This is a genomic window from Achromobacter semiaridum (genome assembly GCF_053543755.1).
Genome location: NZ_JBLVOL010000122.1, coordinates 1 through 26,273 on the forward strand (window position 1 = coordinate 1; position 26,273 = coordinate 26,273).

20 protein-coding genes and 1 pseudogene are annotated in these 26,273 nt (G+C 66.1%); 14 read left to right on the forward strand and 7 right to left on the reverse strand.

Annotated elements, in window-relative coordinates:
* From tssI (ACNPP0_RS25505) to tssJ, 4 genes are all read right to left on the reverse strand, one after another.
* On the reverse strand, positions 1 to 2,690 hold a 2,690-nt coding region (tssI, locus tag ACNPP0_RS25505; RefSeq protein WP_448707366.1), incomplete at its 3' end, for a type VI secretion system Vgr family protein.
* A complete protein-coding gene (gene icmH / locus ACNPP0_RS25510; RefSeq protein WP_052946138.1) occupies positions 2,687 to 3,466 on the reverse strand; it encodes a type IVB secretion system protein IcmH/DotU in 780 nt (259 codons plus the stop codon). The genes icmH and tssI (ACNPP0_RS25505), both read right to left, overlap by 4 nt.
* A 13-nt stretch (positions 3,467 to 3,479) precedes the next feature.
* Positions 3,480 to 4,826, reverse strand: a complete 1,347-nt coding sequence (gene tssK, locus ACNPP0_RS25515) for a type VI secretion system baseplate subunit TssK (RefSeq protein ID WP_448707367.1) — start codon at positions 4,824 to 4,826, stop codon at positions 3,480 to 3,482.
* A gap of 60 nt (positions 4,827 to 4,886) precedes the next feature.
* On the reverse strand, positions 4,887 to 5,504 hold the full coding sequence (gene tssJ / locus ACNPP0_RS25520; protein WP_448707368.1) for a type VI secretion system lipoprotein TssJ: 618 nt from the start codon (positions 5,502 to 5,504) through the stop codon (positions 4,887 to 4,889).
* 156 nt (positions 5,505 to 5,660) lie between these two features.
* Between tssJ and ACNPP0_RS25525 the strand changes: the two genes are divergently transcribed.
* The 14 genes and pseudogenes from ACNPP0_RS25525 (at position 5,661) to ACNPP0_RS25590 (ending at position 23,940) form a co-directional block, all read left to right on the forward strand.
* Positions 5,661 to 6,416 carry a tetratricopeptide repeat protein gene (locus tag ACNPP0_RS25525; RefSeq protein ID WP_448707369.1) on the forward strand — a complete coding sequence of 252 codons (756 nt, stop codon included), beginning with the start codon at positions 5,661 to 5,663 and terminating at the stop codon, positions 6,414 to 6,416.
* 72 nt (positions 6,417 to 6,488) lie between these two features.
* The gene (gene tssB / locus ACNPP0_RS25530; protein WP_006226593.1) at positions 6,489 to 7,004 is read left to right on the forward strand and encodes a type VI secretion system contractile sheath small subunit; all 516 of its coding nucleotides are present in this window, start codon (positions 6,489 to 6,491) and stop codon (positions 7,002 to 7,004) included.
* Positions 6,997 to 8,496, forward strand: a complete 1,500-nt coding sequence (gene tssC / locus ACNPP0_RS25535; protein WP_448707370.1) for a type VI secretion system contractile sheath large subunit — start codon at positions 6,997 to 6,999, stop codon at positions 8,494 to 8,496. Before tssB ends, tssC begins: the two co-directional genes overlap by 8 nt.
* Before the next feature lie 45 nt (positions 8,497 to 8,541).
* Positions 8,542 to 9,045, forward strand: a complete 504-nt coding sequence (tssD, locus tag ACNPP0_RS25540; protein WP_006226591.1) for an Hcp family type VI secretion system effector — start codon at positions 8,542 to 8,544, stop codon at positions 9,043 to 9,045.
* 67 nt (positions 9,046 to 9,112) lie between these two features.
* The gene (gene tssE, locus ACNPP0_RS25545; protein WP_046807641.1) at positions 9,113 to 9,598 is read left to right on the forward strand and encodes a type VI secretion system baseplate subunit TssE; all 486 of its coding nucleotides are present in this window, start codon (positions 9,113 to 9,115) and stop codon (positions 9,596 to 9,598) included.
* A 52-nt stretch (positions 9,599 to 9,650) separates the two neighbouring features.
* Positions 9,651 to 11,489 carry a type VI secretion system baseplate subunit TssF gene (gene tssF, locus ACNPP0_RS25550; RefSeq protein ID WP_448707371.1) on the forward strand — a complete coding sequence of 613 codons (1,839 nt, stop codon included), beginning with the start codon at positions 9,651 to 9,653 and terminating at the stop codon, positions 11,487 to 11,489.
* Positions 11,453 to 12,544: a type VI secretion system baseplate subunit TssG gene (gene tssG / locus ACNPP0_RS25555; RefSeq protein WP_046807639.1), complete on the forward strand. Its 1,092-nt coding sequence runs from the start codon at positions 11,453 to 11,455 to the stop codon at positions 12,542 to 12,544. Before tssF ends, tssG begins: the two co-directional genes overlap by 37 nt.
* Before the next feature lie 25 nt (positions 12,545 to 12,569).
* On the forward strand, positions 12,570 to 15,386 hold the full coding sequence (gene tssH, locus ACNPP0_RS25560) for a type VI secretion system ATPase TssH (protein ID WP_448707372.1): 2,817 nt from the start codon (positions 12,570 to 12,572) through the stop codon (positions 15,384 to 15,386).
* Between the two features lie 16 nt (positions 15,387 to 15,402).
* Positions 15,403 to 18,150, forward strand: coding sequence for a type VI secretion system tip protein TssI/VgrG (tssI, locus tag ACNPP0_RS25565; protein WP_527893041.1), 2,748 nt, complete (start codon positions 15,403 to 15,405; stop codon positions 18,148 to 18,150).
* Positions 18,147 to 19,094, forward strand: a complete 948-nt coding sequence (locus ACNPP0_RS25570; RefSeq protein WP_448707373.1) for a hypothetical protein — start codon at positions 18,147 to 18,149, stop codon at positions 19,092 to 19,094. The genes tssI (ACNPP0_RS25565) and ACNPP0_RS25570 overlap by 4 nt, the downstream gene beginning before the upstream one ends.
* On the forward strand, positions 19,091 to 22,225 hold the full coding sequence (locus ACNPP0_RS25575) for a T6SS effector BTH_I2691 family protein (protein WP_448707374.1): 3,135 nt from the start codon (positions 19,091 to 19,093) through the stop codon (positions 22,223 to 22,225). Before ACNPP0_RS25570 ends, ACNPP0_RS25575 begins: the two co-directional genes overlap by 4 nt.
* A gap of 12 nt (positions 22,226 to 22,237) precedes the next feature.
* Complete coding sequence (locus ACNPP0_RS25580; RefSeq protein WP_332612915.1) at positions 22,238 to 22,846, forward strand: hypothetical protein; 609 nt, start codon at positions 22,238 to 22,240, stop codon at positions 22,844 to 22,846.
* A gap of 108 nt (positions 22,847 to 22,954) precedes the next feature.
* On the forward strand, positions 22,955 to 23,602 hold the full coding sequence (locus tag ACNPP0_RS25585; protein ID WP_046807634.1) for a YiaD family glycine zipper/OmpA-like lipoprotein: 648 nt from the start codon (positions 22,955 to 22,957) through the stop codon (positions 23,600 to 23,602).
* 10 nt (positions 23,603 to 23,612) lie between these two features.
* Positions 23,613 to 23,940, forward strand: a pseudogene (locus ACNPP0_RS25590) (4a-hydroxytetrahydrobiopterin dehydratase).
* Here ACNPP0_RS25590 and ACNPP0_RS25595 read toward each other — a convergent pair.
* From ACNPP0_RS25595 to ACNPP0_RS25605, 3 genes are read right to left on the reverse strand one after another with little or no spacing between them, the layout of a single operon-like run.
* A complete protein-coding gene (locus ACNPP0_RS25595) occupies positions 23,937 to 24,401 on the reverse strand; it encodes a MarR family winged helix-turn-helix transcriptional regulator (RefSeq protein ID WP_448707375.1) in 465 nt (154 codons plus the stop codon). The pseudogene ACNPP0_RS25590 and the gene ACNPP0_RS25595 sit on opposite strands and share 4 nt — an antisense overlap.
* The gene (locus tag ACNPP0_RS25600; RefSeq protein WP_448707376.1) at positions 24,398 to 24,649 is read right to left on the reverse strand and encodes a hypothetical protein; all 252 of its coding nucleotides are present in this window, start codon (positions 24,647 to 24,649) and stop codon (positions 24,398 to 24,400) included. The genes ACNPP0_RS25595 and ACNPP0_RS25600 overlap by 4 nt, the downstream gene beginning before the upstream one ends.
* Positions 24,646 to 26,271 carry an FAD-dependent monooxygenase gene (locus ACNPP0_RS25605; RefSeq protein WP_448707377.1) on the reverse strand — a complete coding sequence of 542 codons (1,626 nt, stop codon included), beginning with the start codon at positions 26,269 to 26,271 and terminating at the stop codon, positions 24,646 to 24,648. Before ACNPP0_RS25605 ends, ACNPP0_RS25600 begins: the two co-directional genes overlap by 4 nt.
* Positions 26,272 to 26,273 lie beyond the last annotated feature (2 nt).

Consider the following 26,273-nt stretch of genomic DNA (forward strand, 5'->3'; position numbering starts at 1 on the left):
CCCCCGAAACCGGCCATCAATCCGGATGCGGCTTTCTTGACGGCGGACGCCATGGCGCCGTCCTTGTGCACCAGTTCGGCGCTGACGATCAGAGGATCGTCGACCGTGGTGCTGGGCAAGGCCGGCAAGTTGGCGGCGTCGCTGCCGGGGCCCACGAAATTGTGCGTGGCGCCCTTGACCGAGAACAGGCCCGGCCCCTTGAACACAATGTCGGCCCCGTCCAGCGTTACGCTGCCGCCCGCGGCTTGCAGGGTCACGCGCCGGTTGCCCAGGATCTCGATGCCTTCGGCCGACGACGTCACGGTGATGTCCTGGCCCGCCAGCGCTTCCAGGATGTCGGTATGCGCGTGCAGCGACACTGGCGCTTGCGCCGAAATGGCGCGGATGGGGCCTTGCTGCGCGAACACGCTGGCCGAGCGCGCGGACACCGCCGAATACGTTTGCTGCGCGGACACGTGCGCGTCCGATTGCGCGGTGGCGTGCAGGTGCTTGCCCGCATGCAGCACGGCACTGGCCGGCGTGGCCAGGTTCAGGGAATTGGGGGAATCGATCAGCAGGTGGGGGCCGTTGATGCGTTCGACGGCGGCCGAATCCGTGCGCTGGCCGTTGGCCGCCTTGCCGGCGGCCTGGCCGTTGATCTGGGCAGCATAGCGGCCGTCCTGCTCCGGGTCCAGCGTCGCCAGCAGTTCGTCATAGCCGTCGGCCGCCGCCATCGTGCGCGCCTGATGCTGGCCAGCGCTGTCGTTCAAACGGCGCGATGCGTCTTGCGCGCCACGCAGCAACAGCAAGGCCTCCTGCGCATCCGCCTGCGTGGACTTGGCTTGTTCGCGCGCGGTGGCCGACACCAGCATGCCCTGGCCCGACCGCACGACCGTCCATGCGTCCGAACGCAGTTCAAAGCCCGTGCCGCGCCATTGGCCCCGGTTGGCGTCGTCCAGGTCCTGTTCGACCAGATGGCCCAGGCCCAGCTGCGTGGCGGCGGTCGAGCTGGCCAGCCGCGTGCGCAGCTTGCCGCGCGTGTCGTCAAACACCCACTGGTTGCGGCCCGCGCCGTCCAGGCCGTGGCTATGCCAGCCGCTCAGTACGCCGGCGTGATTCGCTTCGGCGTTCTCGCCGGCGGACCAGGGCGGCAGGTCCGCGTCGTTATAAAGCTGACCGGCAACCACGGGCCTGTCGATATCGCCATCGATAAATTCCACGATGACTTCGGTGCCGCCTCGGGGCAAATGATGCGCACCCCAGTTGGGGCCCGCTTGCGCGCTGGCTACGCGCAGCCACGTGCCCGAGCGGTCGTCGCCCGGCGCGTTGCCGCTGGCGTCGCCGTGCGTCTTGTGCGGCAGGCCACCGGTGACGGGCTTGTCGCCGCGCTGCCAGGGAAACTGCACTTTCACGCGCAGGTCGCGGTCGGACGTGATGGGTGCGTCGCCGGCGCTGACCACCACCGCCACCAGGCCTTCGGGCGCGGTCGGGCGCGGGCGCCACGCGGGCATCAGCGCGGCCGCCTCGGGCTGCGCGGTGAAGCGGTTGCGATAGGTGCCGCGTTCCATGTCGGCGCTGCTTGCCACCGGGGTGGCCTGTGCCTCTAGGTTGTTGGTGGCTTCGTGCACTACCTCCAGCACCACGTAACGGTTGCCGCCCAGCTCATCCACCGCTTGCCCGCCGCCGCCCTCGGCATAGCGTTCGTGCTGCGTCATGGCGAACAAGCGCCCGGGGGCCAGCGACCGCGCCGTGCCCGCGCCTTTGAAGCGGACGATGCGCGATTCGTGGGCGCGCAACGAACGCGCGGCGCTTTGTTCGGCGGCGTCGTCGTCGGCGTAGCGGCCATGGCCGGCGTAGTCGTAATCCTCAAGCACCGGCAAGGCTTCCACCTGCACCGACGAGCGGCTTTGCGCGGCATGCGCGGTCAGTGTGCGTTCGTTCCAGGCGGCGCGCGCCACGGCGTTCGGGCGCACGGACTGGGCCGCTGAGAAATGCGTGATGCTGTCGCGGGTTTCGGTGGCGTCGCTGCGATGAAAACGCAGGGGCGAGGCCGGGTCTTCGGGCCGCGCCGCGCCCGCATCGAAGATCACGACGCGATGGCGTGCTCCGCCGCCGGCCGCCTGGCCGTCGTCCTGTTGGTGCTCGAAGCGATACGACAGGCCTGCCTCGGCCAGGATGCGCTGCACGAATTGCAGGTCCGATTCGCGGTACTGCGTGCAAGCGGCGCGCGCGGGTAGTGCCTCGGTGACTTCAAACGCAAAGGCCGCCTGGGGATAATCCGCAAAGATGTCGCTGACGATGTCCTGCACGGACTGATCTTGGTAGATGAAGCTGTCGCGGCGCAGCGCCAGCGCGGCCATCCATGGCGCGGCGTGCAAGCGGTAGCGGGCCAGACCGCCATCGGCGCCCAGCGCGTCCACGCCTTCGACCACGGCATGCCAGCGGCGCATCGACCCATCCGCCTGCAACAGGCTGACGGTGATTTCCTTGCCCAGCAGGCCGCTTACATCGAGCTCGGCGCTAGCGGCCAGGCAGTCCAGCGTCAACGCGAACAGGCGCGACACGCCTTCGCGCAGCGTCATCCGTTCGGGCACCAATTCGGCGTCCAGCGGCGTGCTGACGCGCAGCATGCGCGCCTGTTGCGACAAGGTGGCGATGTTCATCGACGAGTAGGCCGAGGCGCTCGACGGGTTCGAAGGCGTAGCGTTCATGGCAGCGAAATGGTCAGGTGCGCGGCGCGCGGACCCAGCTTGACGATGTCGTGGTACGGCGCCATCGCCGTCTGCATTTCGGAATTCAGAAAGTGGCCCATGCCCAGGAATGCCAGGAGGCCCAGCAGCGCAAACACCGCCATGATCGACCATAGCGGCACGTCGCGCTTGAGCGTGTGGGCAATCTTGTCGGGCAGTTGCCAATGCGGCGCAAAGCCGGTGCGCTTGCCGCGCAGCAGGGCAATCTCATCACCCAGCCGCGCGGTCAGGTAGCCCAGTTTTTCCTGGCCTTCGATCAGGTATTTGCCCTGGAAGCCCAGCAGCAGGCACATGTAGTAGATCTCAAGCGATTGCAGGCGAGGCGCGCCTTGCGCACGCAGGTCTTCCAGACGTGCAAAAAAATTCTCGCCCGCCAGCTGCTCGCCGAACAGCGTCAGTTGCAGCGGTTGCAACATCCAGGCGTCACGAATCGCGAAGCCGGAATTCAACACGGTTTCATCGACGGCGGCGCAAAAGGCGTACTTGGTCGCGTAGACGTCTTCGGCCGGAATATCCAGCTTCTTGGCGGCGCGTTCGTAGTCCGCCAGAAACTGCTGCACGCGCGCCGAGAAGGCGGCGGCGTCGGTCGGTTCCTGGCCGCTCTTGACCAGGAACAACATCAGGAAGCCGTCGTACAACAGGTCCAGCAATGACTTGGCGGGGCGGCTGGCATGGAAGTCGGCGGCGCGCTGAGGCAGCGTCGCGCCGGACATCAGGGAAGGGGCGTCGGCGGTCATGGCACGGTTCCTGTCAGCGGGTGACTGCGATCAAATCCAACTTCAGTTCGGGAATGCCCGCGGGGGCGTAGATGGCAATGCTGCGTGCTTGCAGCATGCGGTCATAGAGCGAGCCGCGCGTCTGTAGCGCGAAATACACCGCGCCCGGTTTCACGGGCACGGCCGGCGGCACCTGCGGCGTATAGGTCAGCGGCACGCCCGGCATGGCGGACAGCACCAGCTTGTCGACGTCTTCGGGGGCGCCCACCTTGAAGCGCATCGGCACGCTTTCTGACAGCTCGCGGGCCGGCATGGCGGCCTCCACCGACAGATAGAGCGACGTGGTCTCGTCGAGCTTTTCGGAATCCAGCCGGCCCATGTGGAACGAGGGCCGCAGCTCTTCCAGCACGATGGAAAAGTAGCGCGTCGAGATCACCGTTTCCAGCAGGTCGCGCAGGATTTCGTCCATGCGCGCAAACGCCGGGCCAGGCGCGTCGTGGCGGTACACGGGCAGGTCGGCCAGCGTGTGCACCTTCGAAAATGTCATCAACGCGCCCGCCAGCCGCGCCAGTTCCTGGAACAGGCGTTCGGGGTGCAACTGCGGGTGGTGGAACAAGTGCGACAGCGTGGCGTAGGCTTCGTTGGCCGTGTGCAGCAGCCAGAATGATGCAACATCGCCCGAGCGGAATTCAATGATGTTCTTGCTGGGCTCGCGATGAAAGCCGTACAGCGCATTGACCTTGGCTTGCAACGCGTCCAGCAGCCGGCGCAGCTGTTCGTGCAGCGCGCCCGAAGCCGTCAGCGACAGGCTGGGGGCGATGAAGGAATTGTCCAGCTCGTAACCGGCGCTGGCCGTGCGGCGCACGCGGGCCACCGGAATCGCCAACAGTTCGTCGCGCGGTTCAAACTCCGAAATCAGCCGCACGTCCTTGCGCAGGAATGTCAGCTCGGCCGTGGTTGCGCCGGTGTACAGATCGGGCGCGGGGGCGTTGTCGTGCGTGTAGCGGGTATCGAAATTGCCGGCGGTCTGGCCGTCGCGATAATTGCCCCCAATCGCCTTGAGCGGGTGGATGGCCAGATAGAAAACCGCTTCGCTCACGCCATCCAGCGCCGTCAGCGCCACGGGCGGGGGCAGCTCGTCGCCATGCGGTGCGTTGTAGAGTTCGCCGTCGGGAAACACGGCCGTCATTTCAATGGCGCGCAGCATGCCGTTGGCCAGTGCCGACGCATCGAAACGCGCGGATCGCAGCCCCCATGCATAAGGATGCAGGGCGCGGGCCATCTCGGCCAAGCGGTCCTCGTGATACGCGTCCTGCCGCTGAAAATGTTGCGGCCGGAGGAACAGGCCCTCGCCCCACAGGACTTTGGCTGAATAACTCAAGTTGGCGCTCCTTGTCTTTCTATCTCTATATATAGAAGGCGGGCAATCGCGCGGCGCGCGTCAACCAGGACACTGCACGCCGGACAGGCGCGCGGGGTCGTAGCTGGGTATGCCTGCCGGCAACGTGGGTTTGCCCGTGGCCACCGTCAGCGCGCAAGCGTGCGCGCCCAGAACAATGCCGCTGTCTTTCACGTCGTCGACTTTGAATACGTACTTCCAACGCATCGGCGCCGGCGCATAGAACAGGCCGGCGACCGCGATGTACTCCGCTTGCTTGGGGACTTTTTCAATGCTCTCGATGCGCTGTCCCGGCGTGAGCGTGAGCTCGCGTGAACCCAGCACGGTTTCCCCCAGCGTGGCTTTCTCTTGCGCAGTGTCTATCAATTGCGTAAGCGGCGCACGTTGGAATTGCTCAGGATTCTTCAGGTAGTATATTTTTGTAACTACGGCCATCGCTTGCCCCGCGCCGGCGTTCAAATTTTCTCCCGCATGAATCGCTAATTTCACTTCCACGGGCGCGTTTTCCTGCTTTTTCAGGCCCGCCATCTCCATCGCATTCCCGGTCAAACCAGCCACCGCGCCGATGGCCGAAACCGCTGCACATCCAGTGATGGCGGTGCTTGCCAGCATGCATGCTGCCGCTGCGAACAAACGTGATAAATGGATATGTTTGGACATGGCCCTTTATACCGGAACTGTGTGAAGCAATACAGATCGCGGCACGTTGCGTGCAGTTTCGAGGCAAGTAACATGAAGTCACGCGCTGTAGCGCCGCGCTAACAAAAGGTTGTTGAAATACGGCCCCTAGTTACAACCCCTGCTAGGTGCTTAAACATGCCCTTTTCCCGCCTCGTCGTAGTCGCCGGCGTCGTCGCTTTGATGGCCGGTTGTACGTCGGTAAAACCGCAGTCGGAAGCGGAATACAAACAGTCCATGGCCGCCGCGGAAAAGACGCTGGCGCAGAAGGGCGCGGAGCAGGCCGTCGCGCAATTCGAAGAAATCGCCCAGCGCAATCCGACGCAGGGCGAGCCGTGGTCCTACATCGCGAAAATTCGTTTTGACGAACAGAAATATGGCCAGGCCATCGTGGCTGCCGATGAAACGTTAAGCCGCAACCCTGACGACTTCGTGGCCAAGACCGTGCGCGCCGTGGGCGGGCTGCGCGTGGCAATGCAGTCGCTGGCCGATCTGCGTGCCGACGCCTTGCTGGCTGGCAATGCCCGCGCCGACGCCGTGGCGCTGGCCGCCTCGATGCGCGAGACCTTGGGTCAGGACGTGTTGTTCCCGGAAGGCCGCCGCCCGCCGCCGCCGCGCCCGCGTCAGCCGCGCAAGGTAGATCCGACTGCGCCCGCAGCCGGTACGCCCGCAGCCGGTACGCCCGCCGCCGGTACGCCCGCCGCCGGTATGCCCGCAGCCGGTATGCCCGCCGCCGGTACGCCCGCGTCCCAAGCCGCATCGTCTGGCGCCGCGCCCGCTGCACAACCCGCCGCGCAGCCCAGCCGCCAGCCCGCCACGCAAACACCTACTCCTACGCCTGCCCAGCAGCCCAACCGCGCGCCAAATCCGTTCGGCGACCTGCTTACCAAGTAAACGCCTCATCGTGCGCCGCGCCCTGCGGCTTACGGCTGACCGATAGACACGATCCTTTGCACGGAGCCTTCCATGGCCAAGAAAGAAAGCGTTCAGAAACGACTGCAGAAAGTCCGTCCGCCGCGCGTTCAGCTCACGTATGACGTTGAGAAGGGCGACGCCATCGAACAGAAGGAACTTCCGTTCGTGGTCGGCGTAGTGGGGGATTTCAGCGCGCAGTCCGAAGCCGAACTGCCGCGTTTGAAAGACCGCAAGTTCGTCAACATCGACGTCGACAATTTCGACGACGTGATGCGTGGCCTGGAGCCGCGCGCCGCCTACCGGGTGAAGAACAGCCTGACCGAGGAAGGCGGCACGTTTGGCGTGGACCTGAAGTTCCGTTCCATCGAGGACTTCCGCCCCGAAGCCGTCGTGCAGCAGGTGGACCCGCTGCGCGAGCTGCTGGATATCCGTACCAAGCTGGCCGACCTGCGCAACAAGCTTGCCGGTAACGACAAGCTGGAGGACCTGCTGGGCGAAGTGCTGACCAGCACCGAAAAACTGCAACAGCTGACCAGCGAGACCGACAAGGGAGGCCGCAATGAGTAATTCCGCCGCCGCACAGAACACCGCCGCCGCCGCCGCTTCCGCCGACGGCCAGAGCGGCCTGCTGGACCAGATCGTCGAGCAAAGCCGCGTCGCCAAGTCCACCGCCGAACACGACCGCGCCAAGGACATCATCGGCGAGCTGGTGCGCGAAGTGATGAAGGGCACCGTGGTCGTCTCCGACAACCTGTCGGCCATGCTGGACGCGCGCGTTGCCGAGCTTGATCGACTGATCTCGGCCCAGCTTAGCGAGGTGATGCACGCCCCGGAATTCCAGAAGCTGGAAAGCACCTGGCGCGGCCTGCACTACCTTTGCCAAGAGACCGACACCAGCCCGATGCTGAAGATCAAGGTCCTGAACACCACCAAGCGTGATCTGGTTCGCGACTTCCAGACTGCGATCGACTTTGATCAAAGTCTGATGTTCAAGAAGGTCTACGAAGAAGAGTTCGGCACCTTCGGCGGCGCGCCCTTTGGCGCCCTGCTGGGCAACTTCGAAATCACGCGCCAGCCCGAGGACATGTACTTCATCGAGCAGATGTCGCACGTGGCCGCGGCCTCGCACGCGCCCTTCATCGCGTCGGCCTCGCCCGAGCTGCTGGGGCTGGACAGCTTTGCCGACCTGGGTCGCCCTCGCGATCTGGCCAAGGTGTTCGACACGGTGGAATACACCAAGTGGCGCAGCTTCCGCGATTCGGAAGATTCGCGTTACGTTGGCCTGACCATGCCGCGCTTTCTGGGACGCTTGCCGTACGACCCCGTGGAAGGCACCACCGTCGAAGGCTTCAACTTTGTGGAAGACGTGGACGGCACCGACCATTCCAAGTACCTGTGGTGCAACGCCGCCTGGGCGTTCGGGGCGCGCCTGACGGCCGCATTCGCGGACTTCGGCTGGTGCGCCGCCATCCGTGGCGTCGAGGGCGGTGGCCTGGTCGAGAACCTGCCGACCCACACCTTCAAGACGGACGACGGCGAAATCGCGCTGAAGTGCCCGACGGAAATCGCCATCACCGACCGCCGCGAAAAGGAACTGAGCGATCAGGGCCTGATCCCGCTGGTGCATTGCAAGAACTCGGACTATGCGGCGTTCTTCGGCGCGCAGTCGGTGCAGAAGGCAAAGAAATACAACACGGACAGCGCCAACGCCAACGCGGTGTTGTCGGCGCAGCTGCAATACATCTTCTCGGTATCGCGCGTGGCGCATTACCTGAAGGCGATGATGCGCGACAAGATCGGCAGCTTTGCGTCGGCGCAGTCCGTAGAGAGTTTCCTGAATCGTTGGGTGTCGCAGTACGTGCTGCTGGACGACAACGCGACGCAGGAACAAAAAGCGCAGTTCCCGCTGCGCGAAGCCTCGGTGCAGGTGGCCGAGGTTCCTGGACGTCCTGGCGTCTTCCGGGCCGTGGCGTTTTTGCGGCCGCATTTCCAGCTTGACGAACTCTCGATCTCGTTGCGTCTGGTCGCCGAATTGCCGGCGCAGGCTCAGAAATCCTGATCGTCGTTGCACTGACAACTCATCCATTCAAAGAGGTTTACAACAATGAAGGACATCTACGTCAAGTTCGGCAATCCGGCGCTCAAGGGCGAGTCGCAAGACAAGGACCACCCGGATTGGATCGAAGTCAGCTCGTGGCGTCACGAGATCATTCAGCCGCGTTCCGCTACCGCCTCGACCTCGGGTGGCCATACCGCCGAACGTACCGAACATGGCGAAATGGTCTTCACCAAGGACCTGGACGTGGTCAGCCCGCTGCTGTATCAGCACGCCTCGGGCGGCACGACCTTTGACGAAGTCACCATCGACTTCCTGCGCGCCGACGGCGAAGGCAACCGCGTCAAGTACCTGGAAATCAAGCTCAAGTACGTGATCATCGCGCGCGTTGCGCCCGAAGTGGTCGCCGAAGGCTTGCCGCATGAATCGTTCTCGCTGAAGTACGCCGCCGTGCAGTGGAAGTACACGCAGCAGAAGGTGGGCGGCAACCAGGGCGGTAACGCCCAGGGCGCCTGGAGCCTGACCAAGAACGACAAGACCTACTCGGTCTGATCGCAGCCGGGCACGCAAAAGACCGCGGCCCGAGCCGGGTCGCCGTCTTTTTTTATGTGAGGCCCCGATGAAAGGTTTCGAACCGAGCCTCTTTGACAAGCTGTTCGAAGGCGAGGGGCAATCGCCCTACGCGCTTCGGCGCCTGTCGATCGAGGAAATGAAGGAAACGGTGGCGCGCGACATCGAAGCGCTGCTGAACACCCGCATGGTGTTCACCGAGGAAGACCTGCGGCGTTATCCGAATTGCCAGCGTTCGTTGCTGACCTACGGGCTATCGGATTTTTCCGGGCTTAGCCTGGCCAGCCATTACGACCGCGAATTCATCTGCCGCTCGCTGGAGCAGGCGATTGCGCGGCACGAGCCCCGGCTGACCCACGTCCGGGTGATGTTGCAGGTGGACAGCCGCGCGACGTCGGTGCTGTATTTTGCGATTACGGCCATGTTGGACGTGGGCCCGGCCCACGAACCCGTGACGTTTGACGCCACCTTGCAGCCGTCGACGTTGCAGTACTCCGTGACCCGTGGCTGGGCCAAGACGCCCGCCACGGTCTGAAGAATGAACCTGTAGTGCAGGTGCTGCTTGCGCGCTGGAAAGGAAGACAACAATGGAAGAATTGCTGCCTTATTACGAGCGCGAACTTGGGTTCTTGCGGACGTCGTCGCGCGACTTCGCGCAGCAGTATCCGAAGATCGCCGCGCGGCTGGGCTTGTCGGGTGAAACCTGCGAGGACCCGCACGTTGAACGCATGATCGAATCGTTCGCCTTGTTGAGCGCCCGCATCAACAAAAAGCTGGACGACGATTACCCCGAATTCACCGAAGCGCTATTCGAGGTGATGTACCCGCATTATCTGCGGCCCTTTCCTTCGTGCAGCGTGGCGCAGTTTGACCTGGGCGGGGCCGGCGCGCAGCTGTCCGCCGCCGTGCGCGGGGCGCGCGGCACGGAACTGAAATCGCATCCGGTGCGCGGCGTGTCGTGCCGCTTTCGCACCGCGTACGACGTGACGCTGGCGCCCATAGAGGTGCAGCGCGCGGGCTATTTTTCCAGCGCCAACGCGCCTGCCACGGCCAAGCTGCCGGCGGGCGTGACGGGGCGCTTTGCCGTCACGCTGGGATGCCAGGGCGAGAACCAGCATTTCGGCATGCCGGGGCTGGACAAGCTGCGCGTGTATCTGCACGGCGAACCGTCCTTCGTGGCGGCGCTGCGCGATGCGCTGTTCCTGCGCACGGCGGCCGCTTATGTCGAGCTGCAACCCGGGCGCTGGGACCGCCTGCCCGCAATTCCGCTGGCGCAGGTGGGGCTGGCTGAAGAAGACGCGCTGATCGACTTTCCGGCCAGTTCGCATCCGGCTTATCGCTTGCTGGCCGAGTACTTCGTCTTCTCCGAAAAATTCAACTTTGTCGATATCGACCTGGCCGCGCTGCGCCCTTACCTGGGCACCGTGCGCCAGTTCACGCTGCATCTGCCGGTGGCCGGCGTGCGCGCCGACTCCAATACCGCGCGTCTCCTGGAATCCATCACGCCGGACAACCTGCGGCTGGGCTGCACGCCGGTGGTGAACCTGTTTACCCAGCGCGCCGACCCGATCCGCGTGACGCACGCATCGGCCTCGTACCCGGTGGTGGCCGACGCGCGCCGCGCCTACGGCTACGAGGTCTATTCCATCGACCGGGTGCGCCAGGTGCGGCAGAACGCGCAGGGCGATGCCGTAGTGGATTTCCGGCCGTTCTATTCGCTGCACCATGGCGAATCGCCCGAGACGGCAGGGCATTACTGGACGATGCGCCGCGACGCCGCGCTGGCGCAGCGCAGCCCCGGCTATGAAACCGAAATATCGATTGTGGATATCGATTTCGACCCGTCCATACCGCAAACCGAAACGTTGAGCCTGGACCTGACCTGCACCAACCGCGACCTGCCTGCGCAGATTGCGGTGGGGCAGTCGGGCGGTGACCTGTTCATGGAAGGCGGCACGGTGGCACGCGCGATCCGCATGCTGCGGCGCCCCACGAACAGCCATCGCTTTCAGCAGGGGCGGGCGGCGCACTGGCGCTTGATTTCGCATCTGGCGCTGAACCATTTGTCGCTGGTGCAAAGCGGTTTGCCCGCCCTGAAGGAAACGCTGCGCCTGTACGACCTGTCCGGCTCGGCGGTGGCCGCGCGCCAGATCGAAGGGCTGGTCGGGCTGGACTACAAGCCCGCCACGCACTGGATGCCGGGCGAGCCGTTCGCCACCTTCGTGCGCGGCATTGAAATCCGCCTGACCGTCAACGAAGACCACTTCGTGGGCACCAGCCTGCACACCTTCGTGGCCGTCATCAACCGCTTCTTCGGCCTGTACGTGCACGCCAACAGCTTCGTGCAATTGGTAGTGCTGTCGCGCCGTGGCGCAGAGGAACTTCTACGATGCCCCCCATGCAACGGCGACGCCATACTAGCGTGATGGATGCGCTGCTGGCAGAGCCGCAGCGCTTCAAGTTTTTCCAGGCGGTGCGTCTGCTTGAACAGTGCTTTGCGCGCCAGGAGCGCGGCGGCACGCGGCATACGGTGCCGGTGCACCTGCGCTTTCCGAACGCGCCGGGGCTGGGGTTTCCGCCCAGCGAAATCGTCGACGCCGTGGCCTATGACAAGAATGGCGAGGTGCTGGCCGACGAAGCCGCGCGCCGGGCGGCGGTGTCGGAAGGGCGGCTTGGCCGCGTGGATGTGACGCCCGCGTTCTTCGGGTTGCTGGGCGCGCAAGGCGCGTTGCCGCTGCATTATTCCGAAATGCTGGCCACCCGCGAAAGCCTGCGGCGCGACCGGGGCGCACGCGCTTTCTTCGATATTTTTTCCAACCGTGCCGCGGCGTTGTTTTATGCGGCCTGGAAGAAATATCGCATGCCGTTGCGGCACGAAGCCGAACAAGATCACCACTACCTGCCGTTGCTGCTGGCGCTGGGCGGCATCGGCCATCCGGCGCTGCGCGACCGCCTGCACAACGGCGCCGGCCGCGTGTTCGATGAATCCGTTGCGCACTACGCGGCCGCCGCGCGCCAGCGGCCCGTGTCCGCGCCGTTCTTGCAGCGCGTGTTGCAGGACTACTTCGGCGTGCCGCTACGCGTGGAGCAATTCGTGGGGCGTTGGTACGACGTGCCCCCGCAGAACCGCACGCAGCTGGGCCGGCCCGGCGCGGTGCTGGGCGTGTCGGCGCTGGCGGGCGATCGCATCTGGCAGCGCGACCTGCGGATCCGCCTGTGGATCGGCCCGCTGTCACGCCAGGCCTTTGCCGATTTTCTGCCGGGCGGCGAGCGCGCCCAGGCGCTGGAAAAACTACTGACGATGTTTGGCGGCATGACCTTTGAATACGAAGTGCGCCTGGTATTGGCGCGCGACAGCATCGGGCCCAGCCAACTAGGCGGGGATGGCGATGTGCGGCTGGGCTGGAATTCCTTCCTGTCCACCGAACCGGCCACGCGCGACCGCGACGACGCCAGCTACGAACTGCACACGATTCACTGATCCATCGACTTAGAAAAACAAATCCATGGCCACACCGCTGAAAACCCTGATCGGGAAGCTGAACCAGACCTGCCGCCAGGCCGCCGAACGCGCGGCCAGCCTGTGCATGGCGCAGGGCCATTACGAGGTGGACCTGGAACACCTGTTCCTGGCGCTGCTGGAAAAGCCCGCCAGCGACCTGGCCATGATTGCGCGGCGCTGCCACATTCCCACGGACGCGTTGGAAGCGGATCTGAAGGCCGAGATCGGCCGTTTCAAAAGCGGCAATACGCGCACGCCGGTGTTCTCGGCGCATCTGCCCAAGCTGTTTGAACACGCCTGGCTGATTGCTTCGCTGGACACGCAGACGACGCGCATTCGCTCGGGGCATCTGCTATTGGCCTTGTTGACCGAACCCGATCTGGCCCAGTTGGCGCGGCGCGGTTCGCCCTTGTTTGAATCGTTCCGCCTGGATGCGTTGAAACACGACTTCGCGGCGCTGACCGAGGGATCGGAAGAGGGCGGGCAGGCGGTCGGTTTCGCCGACGGCGCGCCGGCCCAGGGCGACGCCGCGCAGCCCGCGCCGGGCCTGTCGGCTTCGCCCGCGCTGGACCAGTACACCGCGAACCTGACCGAGCGCGCGCGCGACGGCAAGATCGACCCGGTGATCGGGCGCGATGCCGAGATCCGCCAGATGATCGATATCCTGACGCGGCGGCGGCAGAACAACCCCATCCTGACCGGCGAGGCGGGCGTGGGCAAGACGGCCGTGGTGGAAGGCCTGGCGCTGCGCATTGTGGCGGGCGATGTGCCGCCCGCCTTGGCCGACGTGACGCTGCGCGTGCTGGACATGGGCCTGTTGCAGGCCGGCGCCAGCGTCAAGGGCGAATTCGAAAATCGGTTGAAGAACGTGATCGACGAGGTCAAGAAAAGCCCGTCGCCCATCATCCTGTTCATTGACGAGGCGCACACGATGATCGGCGCGGGCGGGCAGGCGGGCCAGAACGACGCCGCCAACCTGCTCAAGCCGGCGCTGGCGCGTGGCGAATTGCGCACGATCGCGGCCACGACGTGGAGCGAATACAAAAAGTACTTTGAGAAAGACGCGGCCTTGGCCCGACGCTTCCAGGTTGTGAAGGTCGAGGAACCGGACGAGGCCCTGGCCGCATCGATGCTGCGCGGCATGGCGCCGCTGATGGAACGGCATTTTGGCGTGCGCATCCTGGACGAGGCGATCAGCGCGGCGGCGCGCTTGTCGCACCGCTACATTACGGGCAGGCAGCTGCCCGACAAGGCGGTCAGCGTGCTGGATACGGCGTGCGCGCGCGTGGCCCTGGGCCGCAGTGCAACGCCCGCATTGATCGACGATGCGCGTCACCGGCTGACTCGCCTGCGCACCGAGCAGGCGGCGCTGCGCCGCGAGGCCGCCACCGGCACGCCGCAATCGCGCCTGGCCGAATTGGAACAGGAAATAACCACGGTGCAGCAGACGCTGACGGACGCCGAAGCGCGCCATCAAGCGGAAACCGGCCTGGTGGAACGTATCCATGCGTTGCGCGCCGAACTGGAAGCGCAAGGCCAAGACGCGACGGCAATGGAGGATGCGGCAGGCGGACCTGCGGCAGGCGATCCTGCGGCAGGCGATCCTGCGGCAGGCGGACCTGCGGCAGGCGATCCTGCGGCAGGCGGACCTGCGGCAGGCGGTGCCAAGGCTGCGGCGACCGCTGCGCCTTCCGCCGCGCGCCGCAAGGCAGCCGCGCCCACGTTGACGCCGGAACAACAACGCCTGGCCGGCCTGATGGACGAGCTGCGCGCGCTGCAAGGCGAACAGCCGCTGGTGCCCGCATGCGTGGATGCGCAGATCGTGGCCGAGATCATTTCGGCCTGGACCGGCATCCCGCTGGGCCGCATGGTCAACGACGAAATCCGTACGGTGCTGCAATTGCAACCCATGCTGGCCGAACGCGTAATCGGCCAGGATCACGCGCTGCATGCCATTGCGCAACGCGTGCGCACGGCGCGCGCGGGGCTGGAAGACCCGGACAAGCCCAAGGGCGTGTTCCTGTTCGTCGGCCCGTCGGGCGTGGGCAAGACCGAAACGGCGCTGGCGCTGGCCGACATCCTGTATGGCGGCGAGCGCAAGCTGATCACCATCAACATGAGCGAATACCAGGAAGCCCACAGCATTTCGGGCTTGAAGGGCTCGCCGCCCGGCTACGTGGGCTACGGCGAAGGCGGCGTGCTGACCGAAGCCGTGCGGCGCCAACCCTACAGCGTGGTGCTGCTGGATGAAATCGAAAAGGCGCATCCGGACGTGCTGGAGATGTTCTTCCAGGTGTTCGACAAGGGCGTGATGGACGACGCCGAGGGGCGCGAGATCGACTTCCGCAATACGCTCATCATCCTGACGTCGAACGTGGGGTCCAGCACGATCATGCAGGCCTGCCTGAACAAGCCCGCCGAAGAACGCCCGACGCCGGAACAGCTGACCGAGCTGCTGGCGCCCCAGCTGTACAAGGCGTTCAAGCCCGCTTTCCTGGGCCGCATGAAGACCATTCCGTACTTCCCGGTGGATGACGACGCGCTGGCGCACATCATCGGCCTGAAGCTGGCGCGCATTGCCCGCCGCGTGCAGGCCACGCACCGCGCGGTGTTCGAATGGGACGACGCCCTGGTCGAGGCCGTGCTGGCGCGCTGCACCGAGGTGGACACCGGCGCGCGCAACGTGGACCACATTTTGAACGGAGCGCTGCTGCCCGAGATTGCCGAGCAGGTGCTTGGCCGCATGGCGCAGGGTGAAGCCATTGCCAAGATCCGCGTGGGCGCGGGCAAGAACGGCGACTTCCGTTTTCGCATGAGCTGATCGGGAGACGCCGACCATGCCCCGTGAAAATGCCGCCGCCGCAAGTCCGCTTGCCGCAAGTTCGCTTGCCGCAAGTCCGCTTGCCGCAGCCTTTACCCAAGCGGATCGATTGCTGGACCTGAGCACGCCGCTGGGGCCGGACAAGCTGCTGGCCGAACGCTTGCATGGCACCGAGCAGTTGAGCGACGGCGGCTTTGCCTTGCAAGTGGATGCGCTGTCCGACGATGCGCACATCGCATTGAAAGCCCTGATCGGCCAACCGGTGCAGCTGACATTGCAAACCGCCTTGGGCCGCGACGAACGTCGCCTCTGGTGCGGGCTGGTGTCCGAGGCGCGCTTTGAAGGCGCCAACGGCGGCTTCGCCCGCTACCGGCTGCGCATTGAACCGTGGCTGGCCTTGCTGCGCCAACGGCGCGACAGCTATGCCTTTCAGGACCAGTCCGTGATCGATATCGTGGACAGCGTGTTCGGCGATTACAGCGGGCAAGGCGCGGTGGCCGCGCAATGGCGCTGGGAATTGAAAGACCGCGACGTCTACGCCAAGCGCAGCCTGACCATCCAATACCGCGAAACCGATTACGCCTTCGTCGAACGGCTGCTGGCCGAGGAAGGGCTGTTTTATTGGGTCGAGCACGAGGCGGGTGACGGCGAACCCGGCACGCATACCGTCGTCATTGCCGACCACAACGGGGCCTTCAAAAGCGGCCCGCAAGACAGCGTGAAATTCCAGCGTGCCGACGCCACCGAAACCGAGGACACCATCCAGGCGTGGCGCAAGCGACGCGCCTGGCGCACCAACGCGCTGCGGCTGGCCACCTGGGACTACCGCGCCATGCAGGCCCGCCAGGTCAGCGCGCAGGTGGATGACAAGGTGCCCAACACGCTGGAGTTGGCGGATGCCGATTATCCCGGGCAATACCTGTTCGAAGACAGCAACCAGGGGGATCGGCTGGCGCACAACGCGCTGGCCGCGCAGCGCGTGGGGCAGTCGCTGTACGAAGGCGCGGGCACGGTGCGCACGCTGGCGCCGGGCTTGCGCTTTGCGCTGACGGGCCATTGGGCGCCGTCGCAAGGCGAAGGCAGCGATTTTGTGGTGATGCGTATCGAGCACCAGGCGCGCAACAACTTTGACGAAAGCCTGGGGCAAGCGGTGGCGGCGGCGTTGGGCGCGGGTGGGGACGCGGCAACGGCGGCCGCGGGTGCTTCGGACGCCGACTTCTATCGCAACCGCTTCGAGGCCATTGCCGCCACGGTGGAATACCGGCCCCGCACGCGCGATGGCCACGGCGCGCGGCTGCACCCCCGGCCCACGGTGCATGGCGCGCAGACCGCGATGGTGGTGGGCGCCAAGGACCCGGTCCATACCGACCGCGATCACCGCATCAAGGTCCAGTTTCATTGGCAACGCGGCAGCGCGTCCAGCAATCGGCAGGCGCATCCGGCCGGCGAGGACAACGCGCCGGCCTCGGACTCGCTGGGCACGTGGGTGCGCGTGGCCGAGCCCGTGGCGGGATCAGACTGGGGCGGGCACTTCATTCCGCGCCTGGGCCAGGAAGTGCTGGTGCAGTTTTTGCACGGCGACATCGACCGCCCCGTTGTGGTGGGCGCTTTATATAACGGCGCCGGCAGTGAGAATGCCGCCAATAACCAGGTGCAGGGCGGCGCGGCCAAGGCCACGGGCAATGCGCCCGCATGGTTCGCGGGCACGCAGGACGGCCATGCGCACAACGTGGTGATGTCGGGCTTCAAGACGCAGGCGCTGGCGCAAAGCGGCCAGGGCATGGGTGGCTACAACCAATTGGTGCAGGACGACACACCGGGGCAGTCGCGGCTGATGGCTTCGACCACGCAGGCGGACGCCCGGCTGAGCCTGGGCCACTTGAAGCAGCAGCGCGACAACGAGCGGTTGTCGGACCTGGGCCATGGCGCCGAGCTGGCCACCAGCGAAGCGCTGGCCCTGCGCGCCGGTGAAGGCCTGCTGATCAGCGCCGACAAGCGCGAAGGGGCGGCCGGCGGCTTGCTGGATAGCGAAGAGGCCATCACGCAGATGGAAAAATCCATCGAGCAGGCCGCTGAGTTGTCCAAGGCAGCGGCGCGCCAGGAAGCCGCGTTGCCCGGCGATGCGGACAAGACGCGCGCGCTGGATGAGCTGGACGCGGTGCGCAAGATCATCGAAGGCACGCAGGCCGAGCAGGACGTGAACGTGCCGGCCTACACGCAGCCGCACATCCAGGTCAGCGCGCCCAAGGGCATCGGCCAGTACACGCCGCACAACGCCTACACGGTGGCGGGCACCACGCTGTGCCAGGTGGCGCCGGACGTGAACTGGGCGGCGGGCGCGAATCTGGCGGTGTGCGTTGCGCAAGGCGTGGTGTTGTTCACCAAGGGCTTGGGCGGCAGCGGCCGGGCGGTGCAGGAACAAGGCATCCGGCTGCATGCGGCGGGCGGCAAGCTGCGCCTGCAAAGCCAGAAGGCGCGCATGCGGCTGATCGCCGAGAAAGCGGTGACGCTGGTGTCCGCGCAGGGGGCTGTGGATGTGACGGCATCGAAAAAAGTGCTGGCTACGGCGGCGGGGGCATACATGCGTATCGAGGGCGGCGGCATTCAGCTGCACGCGCCCGGCAAGGTCGAGCTGAAGGCGGGTGTGCACAACTGGGTCGGTCCGCAAAGCGGAGCGGGGCCGGCGCAACTGCCGCAAGGGGAATTGGAAGGCTGCGCCGCCGCGCTGGAAGACGCGGCCGGCAGCGGGGCGTTGGCGGCATGAGGACCGACGCGAAGCCAGCCGCCACGCCACCCGGGCAATCGCGTACTGAAGCCGCCGTCGAACAGGCGATTGCCGGCCTGCGCGCCGTGCTCGACGCACGCGCCAACCGCCGCGTGCTGCTGCTGTGCGATTCCACGCTGGCCGATCCGCTGGCGGATGACATTGCCCGCGCGGGATTGCAGCGGCGGGCGGTGGACCTGCTGTCGCAAGGCGCATCCGCGCCGCCCCTGTACCTGGCCGAAGTGCCCGATGAGATCGCCCATGAACGGCTGGTCAACGCCAGCATCCGTTTGGCCGTAGCCGAGGCCATGCAGCCCGCGCCCGCGATCAAGCGCGCGCGATCGATGTCGGCGTGGCTGGCCACCGACCTGCCGCTGGCCGAAGTGGCGCAGCGCCTGATCTTGCGCGCGCGGTTGCGCGATGCCCAGGGTCGCATGCGCATCCTGCGGTTCTGGGACCCGCGCACGACGCAATTCCAAAGCGAGTTGTATGCGGGTTGCGCGCCTGCGTCATGGATCGCGGGCGCCACGTGGATGAGCATTGACGGGTTCGCGCGCTGGCAGGCGCTGCCGGACACGCCCGGCCCGATGCAGACGGCCACGCCGGATTGGCCCCGGCTGGCGCGGCTGGGCTTGGTGAACGCGGTGCTGCAACGCTTGAACGGCGGCGGCCTTGCCGTTGGCCCGTCGGCGCTGGAGCCGGTCCGCCGCGCGCTGGATGCGGCCGCCGACCGCGGCATCACAGACGAGGAAGACGCCGCCTTGTTCGCGGCTTGGCGCGTGCGGCTGGATGCGCCGCTGGAGCGCGCGCCGTCATTCGCCGCGCTGCTGCGCGAGGTGCAGGAAGAGGGCGGCCGCCTGCGCAGCGCGGTCGAAGACATGGACGACGAGGATTGGTGGATGTTTGCGCGGCAGGCGCAGGCACCGGAGGATCGACAAGCATGACGACTGACTACGATGCGCTTCCGTGCAAGGGCAAGTTTTGCGGCCGGCCGGGTTTGCCGATCCTGCCGATGCGGATCGGCTATGTGCCGGGCGGCAGGAACGATCTGCCCAACGGCGTGTACGCGGACGCCGAGCTGCATTACGAAACCATGCGCCAGGGCGCCTACATGCTGCGCGCCATCACCGCCGGCTATGTGTACGTGTGGGACCCGCGCCGCAGCTACGGCTGGCGCGCGTTTGCCGCCACGGCCACGGGCCAGATGAAAGAGGTGCCGGTGGACGACGACAATCGTCCGTCCGAGCAACCCACGTTCACCTGCACGCGCGAAGGGCACGGCCTGGAATCGGCCTTGATCAACGTGGAAGCGCCGGCCAATGCGTCGCGGCCGGTGTGGGTCGGCTATTCGCGGGTGTGGTGGACGCGCGATATCCGCCGCGAACTCACGCGCAATGAACGCTGGCGCAGCAAGATCATGGTCGAGCTGGATGCGCGCGCCGTCTGGGGCGGAGGGCATCCCAAGCCCGACACCGGCTACCGCGTGACGGCGGATGGCGCCAACCTGGCCGCGCATTCGGTGGAGTTCCGCGATGCGGCCAGCGCCGCCACCCTGTTCAACAACACGCTAAGTCCGGCCGTGTCCACCTTCGGCGGCAAGGCCGGCGCGATGGCGGAAAAGATGCGGCAGATGTCGTCCAAGGGCGGCGTGGTGCTGGCGCTGCGCGACCCGGTCGGCTTGCTGGCGGACATCTCCACGTGGCGCAACAAGCGCATGGGGGAACTGGCCGAACACCATCTGGACCCGACGCGGCTGCGTGAAGTGGGCGTGGCGCAGATCATCCAGGGGCTGGAAAAGCAGATGGACGCATCGGGCGATGAGATCAAGCGGATGCACCAGCGCATCAACATGAGCAAGGTCACCAGGACCATCCGCGACAACCGCGCCAGCATCGACCGCATGAAAGACCTGATCGAAGGCGCGGGCAAGGATTGGGCGTGGTGGTATGGCCGCGAAGCGTTCTGGATGACGCTGAAAGCGTACTCGCCCAACGACGCGGCGGCGGGCGCGCGGCTGGAAGAGGACCTGGCGCTGTGCGTGGACGGCGCGGGCGCGGTCCACAGCGAACACAAGGCCATCGACGAATCGCTGAAGGAAGACGACAGGGACGGGCTGTACGAGGCGATCTGGCGCGGCCTGGCCTCGAACGACGGCGAGCTGCTGGCCTTCCTGCAAAAAGAAGCGCGCGGCAAGTTGGCCAAGCAGGTGTCCACCGTGCGCAAGATGATCAAGAGCTATAACGACTGGCTCAAGGAGCGCCGGGCGAAGGGCCTGCCGACGCCGACGCGCGCGGCCACCACCGCCATCGGCCGGTTCATGGCGACGCAGCTGTTGCGGCTGACGCTGGCGCGCGACCCCATCGCGGAACGGGTGGCGGCGCGCGTACAGATGACGATGGCGGCGCGCATGAACACCGTGTTGGTGGTGCGCAGCCACACCACCACGGTGCCGCGCATGATCGCGGATATGCACAACATCATCTGGGACTCCAAGAACCCGTCGTTGGCGATCACGGCGGGGGGCGGCGTCACCGCAACCCAGCACATGAGTTCGGGCTGGATCGGCACGCAATCCGAGGCTTCGCGCCCGGTCACCGTCAACTACGTGATTCCCGAGGAAGTCGATGCGCAGCTGAATGCGGCGCCGACGGGGCGGCCACGGCCGACGCCCACGGCAGCGCCGCCGTTGGGCCTGCCCGCGCCACCGCCGATGCTGGCGTTGCCCGCGCCCACGATGTCGCCGATGGCGGGGCTGATCAAATACGCCAAGTCGCGCGACGCGCAGTTCGCGGGCGCGACAGGAGTGATGGCGCTGGTGGCGATCTACACGTCGGTGTCGGATCTAAACGCCGCGCAAGCGCTCGGGGATGCGAAAAAAGAACGCAAGGCCTGGTTCGGCATCACCACGGGCGTGCTGGGCGTGGGCAGCGTGGCGATTGAAGTCACGACGGGCGCAATCGGCGCGCGGGTTGGCGCGAACACCGCGTTCACGATGAACCTGCGGCTGAACTTGCGGCTGGCCACGTTCCGCACGGCGGGCGCGGTGTTCGCCACCGCCGCGACGTTCGTGGACAGCGCCAACAACGCCATGAACGCCAAGGACCAGTACGACGTGCACAACTATGAAGCGGGCGGGGCCTATGCCACGTCGTCCGCGTTCTTGTTGATGTCCAGCCTGACCGGCGTGGCCACGGCCGTGATCGCCGTGGGCGGCGCGTTCAGCACGGCCGGCGTGGCGGCGGGCGCGGGCGGTTTCGGCGGGGCGATGGTCGGCTTGACCAGCGGCGGCACGGTGCTGCTGGGCATTCCGGTGTGGGGTTGGATTGCGCTGGGGCTGTGCCTGCTGGTGGCCGGCCTGTACTTCAAGTTCTGGGGCGACAGCGCGACCGAAAGCCAGCTGGAGGTCTGGTATACGCGCTGCTGCATGCGCGCGGAAGAATTCGAAGGCGTGCAAGGCCGCGAGCTGTATCCCAACCGCGAAGAAGAGCTGGAGGATTTCAACACCGCGGTGTTCGGCGTGCGCGTGACGCTGCAATGGTATGGCTTCTGGAGTGGCGAAGTGGCGGGCCGCGACCGGCTGCTGCTGGAAGTGGTCATGCCCGGCTACACGCAAAGCAGCGACTACGCGTACTGCCTGAAACTGGGCGGCGCCGGCGTGACGGCCGTGGTGTCGAGCCGGGGCTCGCCACGCGCGCGGGACCCGGATCTGCAACCGCGCGCGCCCTCGCAGGCGCAGATGGTGGCGGGTCGGCCCGACCCCAGGACGTGGATGGACAAGGTTGATGATTATGTGGACGGCTTGAGCGCGCGGCCGGGCTGGGCCGACATCTGGCGCTGGGTCCGCAAGGACCGCAGCCAGGCAATCGAATTCACGGGCAAACCGTGGGAAGATTCGGTGCAGTTCCAGGTTCACAATGGCTACGCGACGCTGCGCACCGAGGTACTGGTCGACGACGATATCTTCACCGAAGCGTTTTTGAAGATCGAGTTCTGGCCGGATCCGGAACGCATGCCGGAAGTGCGCGCGTTGCCGGTGGGCAGCGATGGGACCAATCTGGTGAAAGCAAAAAACTGACAGGGTTCAAGCATGCAAAGTAATGAAGGCGTCCAGGCCGCCGTGTATACGCGCTGGCACCAGCTGTCGGTGCCCTTGGGCTTTGCGCTGGCGGCAGGCAGCTTCATGTTGATCGTCTTCAACCGGGGGCCGATGGTCATGGCGATCGTGCTGGCCGTGCTGGGTTTGCTGGTGCCGCCGTTGATCGCCTTTCGCGGCTTTCCCACCCGCAATGCCGTCAAGGTCACGCCCGACGGCCTGGAGTTTTCGCGGCGCGGGCCGATTGCGTTTGCCGATCTGAAAAGTTGGGGCACGGACGATTATCTGAAACTGATCCGCCCGGGCTTGCCCACGCTGCTGGTCAGCCCGGTTGACCTGCCCAGCCGCGAACGGTTGCTGCGGGACTTCGAGCAGGCGTTGAACGCCTGGCAACAGCGCCAGCCCGCCGGCGCTGAACGTGCGCGCCGCACGCATTTCTACGGGTCCGCCGGCGGCCGCGTGGTGGGTGGCTTCATCACCGCGGTGGGCGTGGCGGCCGCGGCGCTGGCCATGAACCTGCGCGAGCCGTCGATCTCCTTGGCAATCGTGGGCGGCCTGGGCGCGCTGTTCGGCCTGACGATGCTGCTGGGCAGGCGCGGCTGAAAGAACCGCCTGCGGCAGTACAAAATGTTGCTTGTCGCCCCGCATCCCCTTGCTAGCATGGTTCAGCCGGAATCACCCGGCTGAACGATGCAATAGTTGGAGGTTGCCATGAACTCAAGAACAATGATCAACCGGATGGCCGTGGTGGCGGCGGCAGGGGCGTTGCTGGCGGGTTGTGCAACGCAGCAGCAAACCAACACCGCCGTCGGGACGGGCGCGGGGGCGGCGGTGGGCGCCGGCATCGGCGCGTTGATCGGACACGGCAAGGGCGCGGCGATTGGCGCCGGCATTGGCGCCGTGGCGGGCGGCTTGGTCGGCTACAACTGGAAGGTGGTCAAGGAAGATGTGCAGCAGTCCGGCGCATCCTCGTTGGGCATCGACGTGGTCGAAATGCCCGATGGCAGCCTCAAGGTCAATATCCCCAGCGGCGTGTCGTTCGACACGGACAAGACGCAGCTCAAGCCGGCGTTGCTGCCGGTGCTGGACAGCGTGGCCCGTTCGCTGAACCAGCATCCCGAATTGCGCACCAAGGTGGTCGGCCATACCGACAGCACGGGCGCGCTGGCGCATAACCAGACGCTATCGATCAACCGCGCCAAGAGCGTGACGGACTACCTGGCCAAGCAGGGCGTGGCGTCCGGCCGCATGGCGGTGGAAGGGCGCGGGCCCAGCGACCCGATCGGCGACAATGCGACCGCCGAAGGGCGCGCGCTGAACCGGCGCGTGGAAATCTACTTGTACGCCGTCAAGCAATAAGGTCCGTCTCATGAGCATGCTTCCCCCCGCCCGTATCGGCACCGATACCGCCGTGGCCGCGCTGACCGGTTGGCAGGCCGCGGGCCACGCGCGACGCCATTGAAAAGCGCTACCGCTTTCCGAACTTCAACGCGGCTTTCGGGTTCATGGCGCGCGTGGCCATGTTCGCGGAAAAGCTGAACCACCATCCGGAGTGGACCAACGTCTACAACCGGGTGGACGTGACCTTGACCACGCATGATGCGGGGGGGGTGACTGAACTGGACGTGCGCATGGCGCAGTTTATGGACGAGGCGGCCACGCAGATGGGCGCCACGGCGCCGAAGGCCGACGCCTAGCCGTCGCTGTCCGCCGCGACGTCTTCGCGGGCTTGCAGATGCTCGATCAGGCGATCGAGCATCTGCCCCAGCGCGCGTTGTTCGTCGGCATCCAGGCAGCCGAATATTTCGTCGTTTCGGCGCGCGATCAAATCAATGATGCGTTGATACTGCGCCATGCCCTCGGGCGTGGGCGTCAGCACCACGCCGCGCCCATCCGAGGCCGACAACGCCTTTTCCACCAGACCGCGTTCCACCAATGCCTGCGCCGATCGGCTGGCCTGGCCTTTGTTCAGGTTGGCCGCGCGCGCCAGGTCATTGACCGACAGCGGCGCATAGCGCCCGATGGCGGCCAGGCAGCGGGCTTCGCCCAGCGGAATGCCGCAGTCTTCCAGGTAGGCGCGATTCGTGTCGCGGTCCGTGATCTTGTTGAGCACGTGCAGGCGATACGTCAGGAATCGTTCCAGGGCGGGCGGTTTCACGTCGGGCGGGCGGTGGGGTGGGCGGTAGGGGGGGCGGTACTGGTGGCGGGATAGTTTGCCACAGCGGCCTGCTCCAGGCAGGCGCTTTCGGCCTGCGCCAACAGCGCCAGCGCCGTGGCCGCATCGGGCTGGCGTGACAGCAATGACAAGCCCAATATCGAAAGAAACAGCGGCGCCTGGGATTCGCCCACGCGTGTCAGCGCTTGCGCCATGCCGGTGTACACGTGGTCTAGATCGTCGTTGTTCATGCTTGGCCTTTCTGGGTTGCGGGCAGGGCGATCGAAGGGTAATAGGGCGCCAACGCGGCGCGTAGCTGTTCGGTGTCAGGCGCGGACCAGCGGCCCAGCACGTAGCCGTCCGGGCGGATCAGCGTGACCAGGCCATCGGGGGCGCCATGGCGCTGGCGCAACTGCCCATGCGCGTCGTCCAGACCGCCCGCGCCCGCCTGGATGATCTGCAAGGGGTGCGGCGCGCTTTGCGTGGCCGTGGCCAGGGCGTCCAGTTCACGGGCCAGCGCGGGGGCGGGCGATACCGCCAGCAGCACGAAGCCCCGGCCGAAACTCTGGCTCAGGTAGCGGACAGCGGAGCCGTCTTGCAACTGCGCATCGGGCACGGGTTGGCCCGGGGCGGCGGCGGGGCCGGCTTGCGGTGCGCCGTCTTGCAGGTTCAAGGGTGATGGGTCGTACGAAATGGGCGCGGACTGCCGGGGGTTGATGAGCGGGCGCACCGTCTCGTCCACCAACGCCAGCCGCAACGCGGCTTCACGCATCAAGCGGAAGCCGAAGTCCGGCGGCGCCATGAATTCCGTGCTCTTGGCGCCATAAGCCAGGTTCTGGCGCGTGGCGTGGACGCGTTCGATGCTGTAGCTGTCCAGCAGGCTGTCGGGGGCCTGGCCCTTCAAGACCCAGGCCAGTTTCCAGGCCAGGTTGCCGGCGTCGTCCAGACCGGAGTTCAGGCCGCGCACGCCAAAGATCGGGACCAGGTGGCCGGCGTCACCGGCAAACAATACGCGTCCGTGACGGTACTGCGCCAGCGTCAGGCACTTGGCGTTGTAGACCGAAATCCAAAGGGCTTTCCACGGCGCGGTTTCGCCGATCATGTCCAGATGGCTTTGCACGCGCGGCAAGACGTTTTCCGGTTTGACGGCTTCGTCGGGGTCTTCGTCGTCGCGGATCTGGTAGTCCACGCGCCACACGTTGCCGGGCTGGCGATGCATCAGCAAGGTCGAGCCGGGGTTGGACGGTGGGTCGAACCACGCCAGGCGTTCAACGGGGCGGGTCGATGCCTGTTCGATGTCGACGATGACGTAGCGGCCTTCGTACTGCATGCCTTCCAGCTTCAGCCCCATGGCCTCGCGCACGGTGCTGCGGCCGCCGTCGCAGGCGATCAGCCAGTCGGCGCGCACGGTCTGGCGCACGCCGTCGATGTCGATCTCGACGGTGACGCCATCGTTGTCGGCGCGCAGCCCGGCCACGCGGGCCGACCACTGCAATGCGGCCAGATCGGGGTGGCGCTGCATGGCCTGATGCGCGTATTCCTCGACCGAGTATTGCTGGATGTTGACCATGGGCGCATAGCGCTGCAAGGGGTCGTGCGGCATCTGAAAGTGCAGCACTTCGCGGTCGCGGTAGTAGCTGCGGCCGCCCGTCCAGGCCAGGCCGGTTTCCATCAGGGGTTTGTCGGCGCCGACCCAGCCCAGGATTTCCTGCGATCGGCGCGATATGCAGATGGCGCGGCTGCCACTGCAATAGTCGTCGTCCGCCTCGACCGTGAGCGAGGCGATGCCGTACTCGGCCAGCAGGGCGGCCAGCGTCAGGCCGACCGGGCCTCCGCCGGCGATCAACACCGGTACATGCGCGGGTAGCGGCATCT

Bases quoted from the DNA above. Each gene is read 5' to 3' on its own strand.
- tssC (WP_448707370.1), top strand. From the start codon at position 6,997: ATGAGTAATTCCGCCGCCGCACAGAACACCGCCGCCGCCGCCGCTTCC.
- tssF (WP_448707371.1), top strand. From the start codon at position 9,651: ATGGAAGAATTGCTGCCTTATTACGAGCGCGAACTTGGGTTCTTGCGG.
- icmH (WP_052946138.1), bottom strand. From the start codon at position 3,466: ATGACCGCCGACGCCCCTTCCCTGATGTCCGGCGCGACGCTGCCTCAG.
- tssJ (WP_448707368.1), bottom strand. From the start codon at position 5,504: ATGTCCAAACATATCCATTTATCACGTTTGTTCGCAGCGGCAGCATGC.
- ACNPP0_RS25570 (WP_448707373.1), top strand. From the start codon at position 18,147: ATGAGGACCGACGCGAAGCCAGCCGCCACGCCACCCGGGCAATCGCGT.
- ACNPP0_RS25575 (WP_448707374.1), top strand. From the start codon at position 19,091: ATGACGACTGACTACGATGCGCTTCCGTGCAAGGGCAAGTTTTGCGGC.
- tssI (WP_527893041.1), top strand. From the start codon at position 15,403: ATGCCCCGTGAAAATGCCGCCGCCGCAAGTCCGCTTGCCGCAAGTTCG.
- ACNPP0_RS25525 (WP_448707369.1), top strand. From the start codon at position 5,661: ATGCCCTTTTCCCGCCTCGTCGTAGTCGCCGGCGTCGTCGCTTTGATG.
- ACNPP0_RS25600 (WP_448707376.1), bottom strand. From the start codon at position 24,649: ATGAACAACGACGATCTAGACCACGTGTACACCGGCATGGCGCAAGCG.
- tssE (WP_046807641.1), top strand. From the start codon at position 9,113: ATGAAAGGTTTCGAACCGAGCCTCTTTGACAAGCTGTTCGAAGGCGAG.
- tssD (WP_006226591.1), top strand. From the start codon at position 8,542: ATGAAGGACATCTACGTCAAGTTCGGCAATCCGGCGCTCAAGGGCGAG.
- tssH (WP_448707372.1), top strand. From the start codon at position 12,570: ATGGCCACACCGCTGAAAACCCTGATCGGGAAGCTGAACCAGACCTGC.
- ACNPP0_RS25585 (WP_046807634.1), top strand. From the start codon at position 22,955: ATGAACTCAAGAACAATGATCAACCGGATGGCCGTGGTGGCGGCGGCA.
- ACNPP0_RS25605 (WP_448707377.1), bottom strand. From the start codon at position 26,271: ATGCCGCTACCCGCGCATGTACCGGTGTTGATCGCCGGCGGAGGCCCG.
- ACNPP0_RS25580 (WP_332612915.1), top strand. From the start codon at position 22,238: ATGCAAAGTAATGAAGGCGTCCAGGCCGCCGTGTATACGCGCTGGCAC.
- tssG (WP_046807639.1), top strand. From the start codon at position 11,453: ATGCCCCCCATGCAACGGCGACGCCATACTAGCGTGATGGATGCGCTG.
- tssB (WP_006226593.1), top strand. From the start codon at position 6,489: ATGGCCAAGAAAGAAAGCGTTCAGAAACGACTGCAGAAAGTCCGTCCG.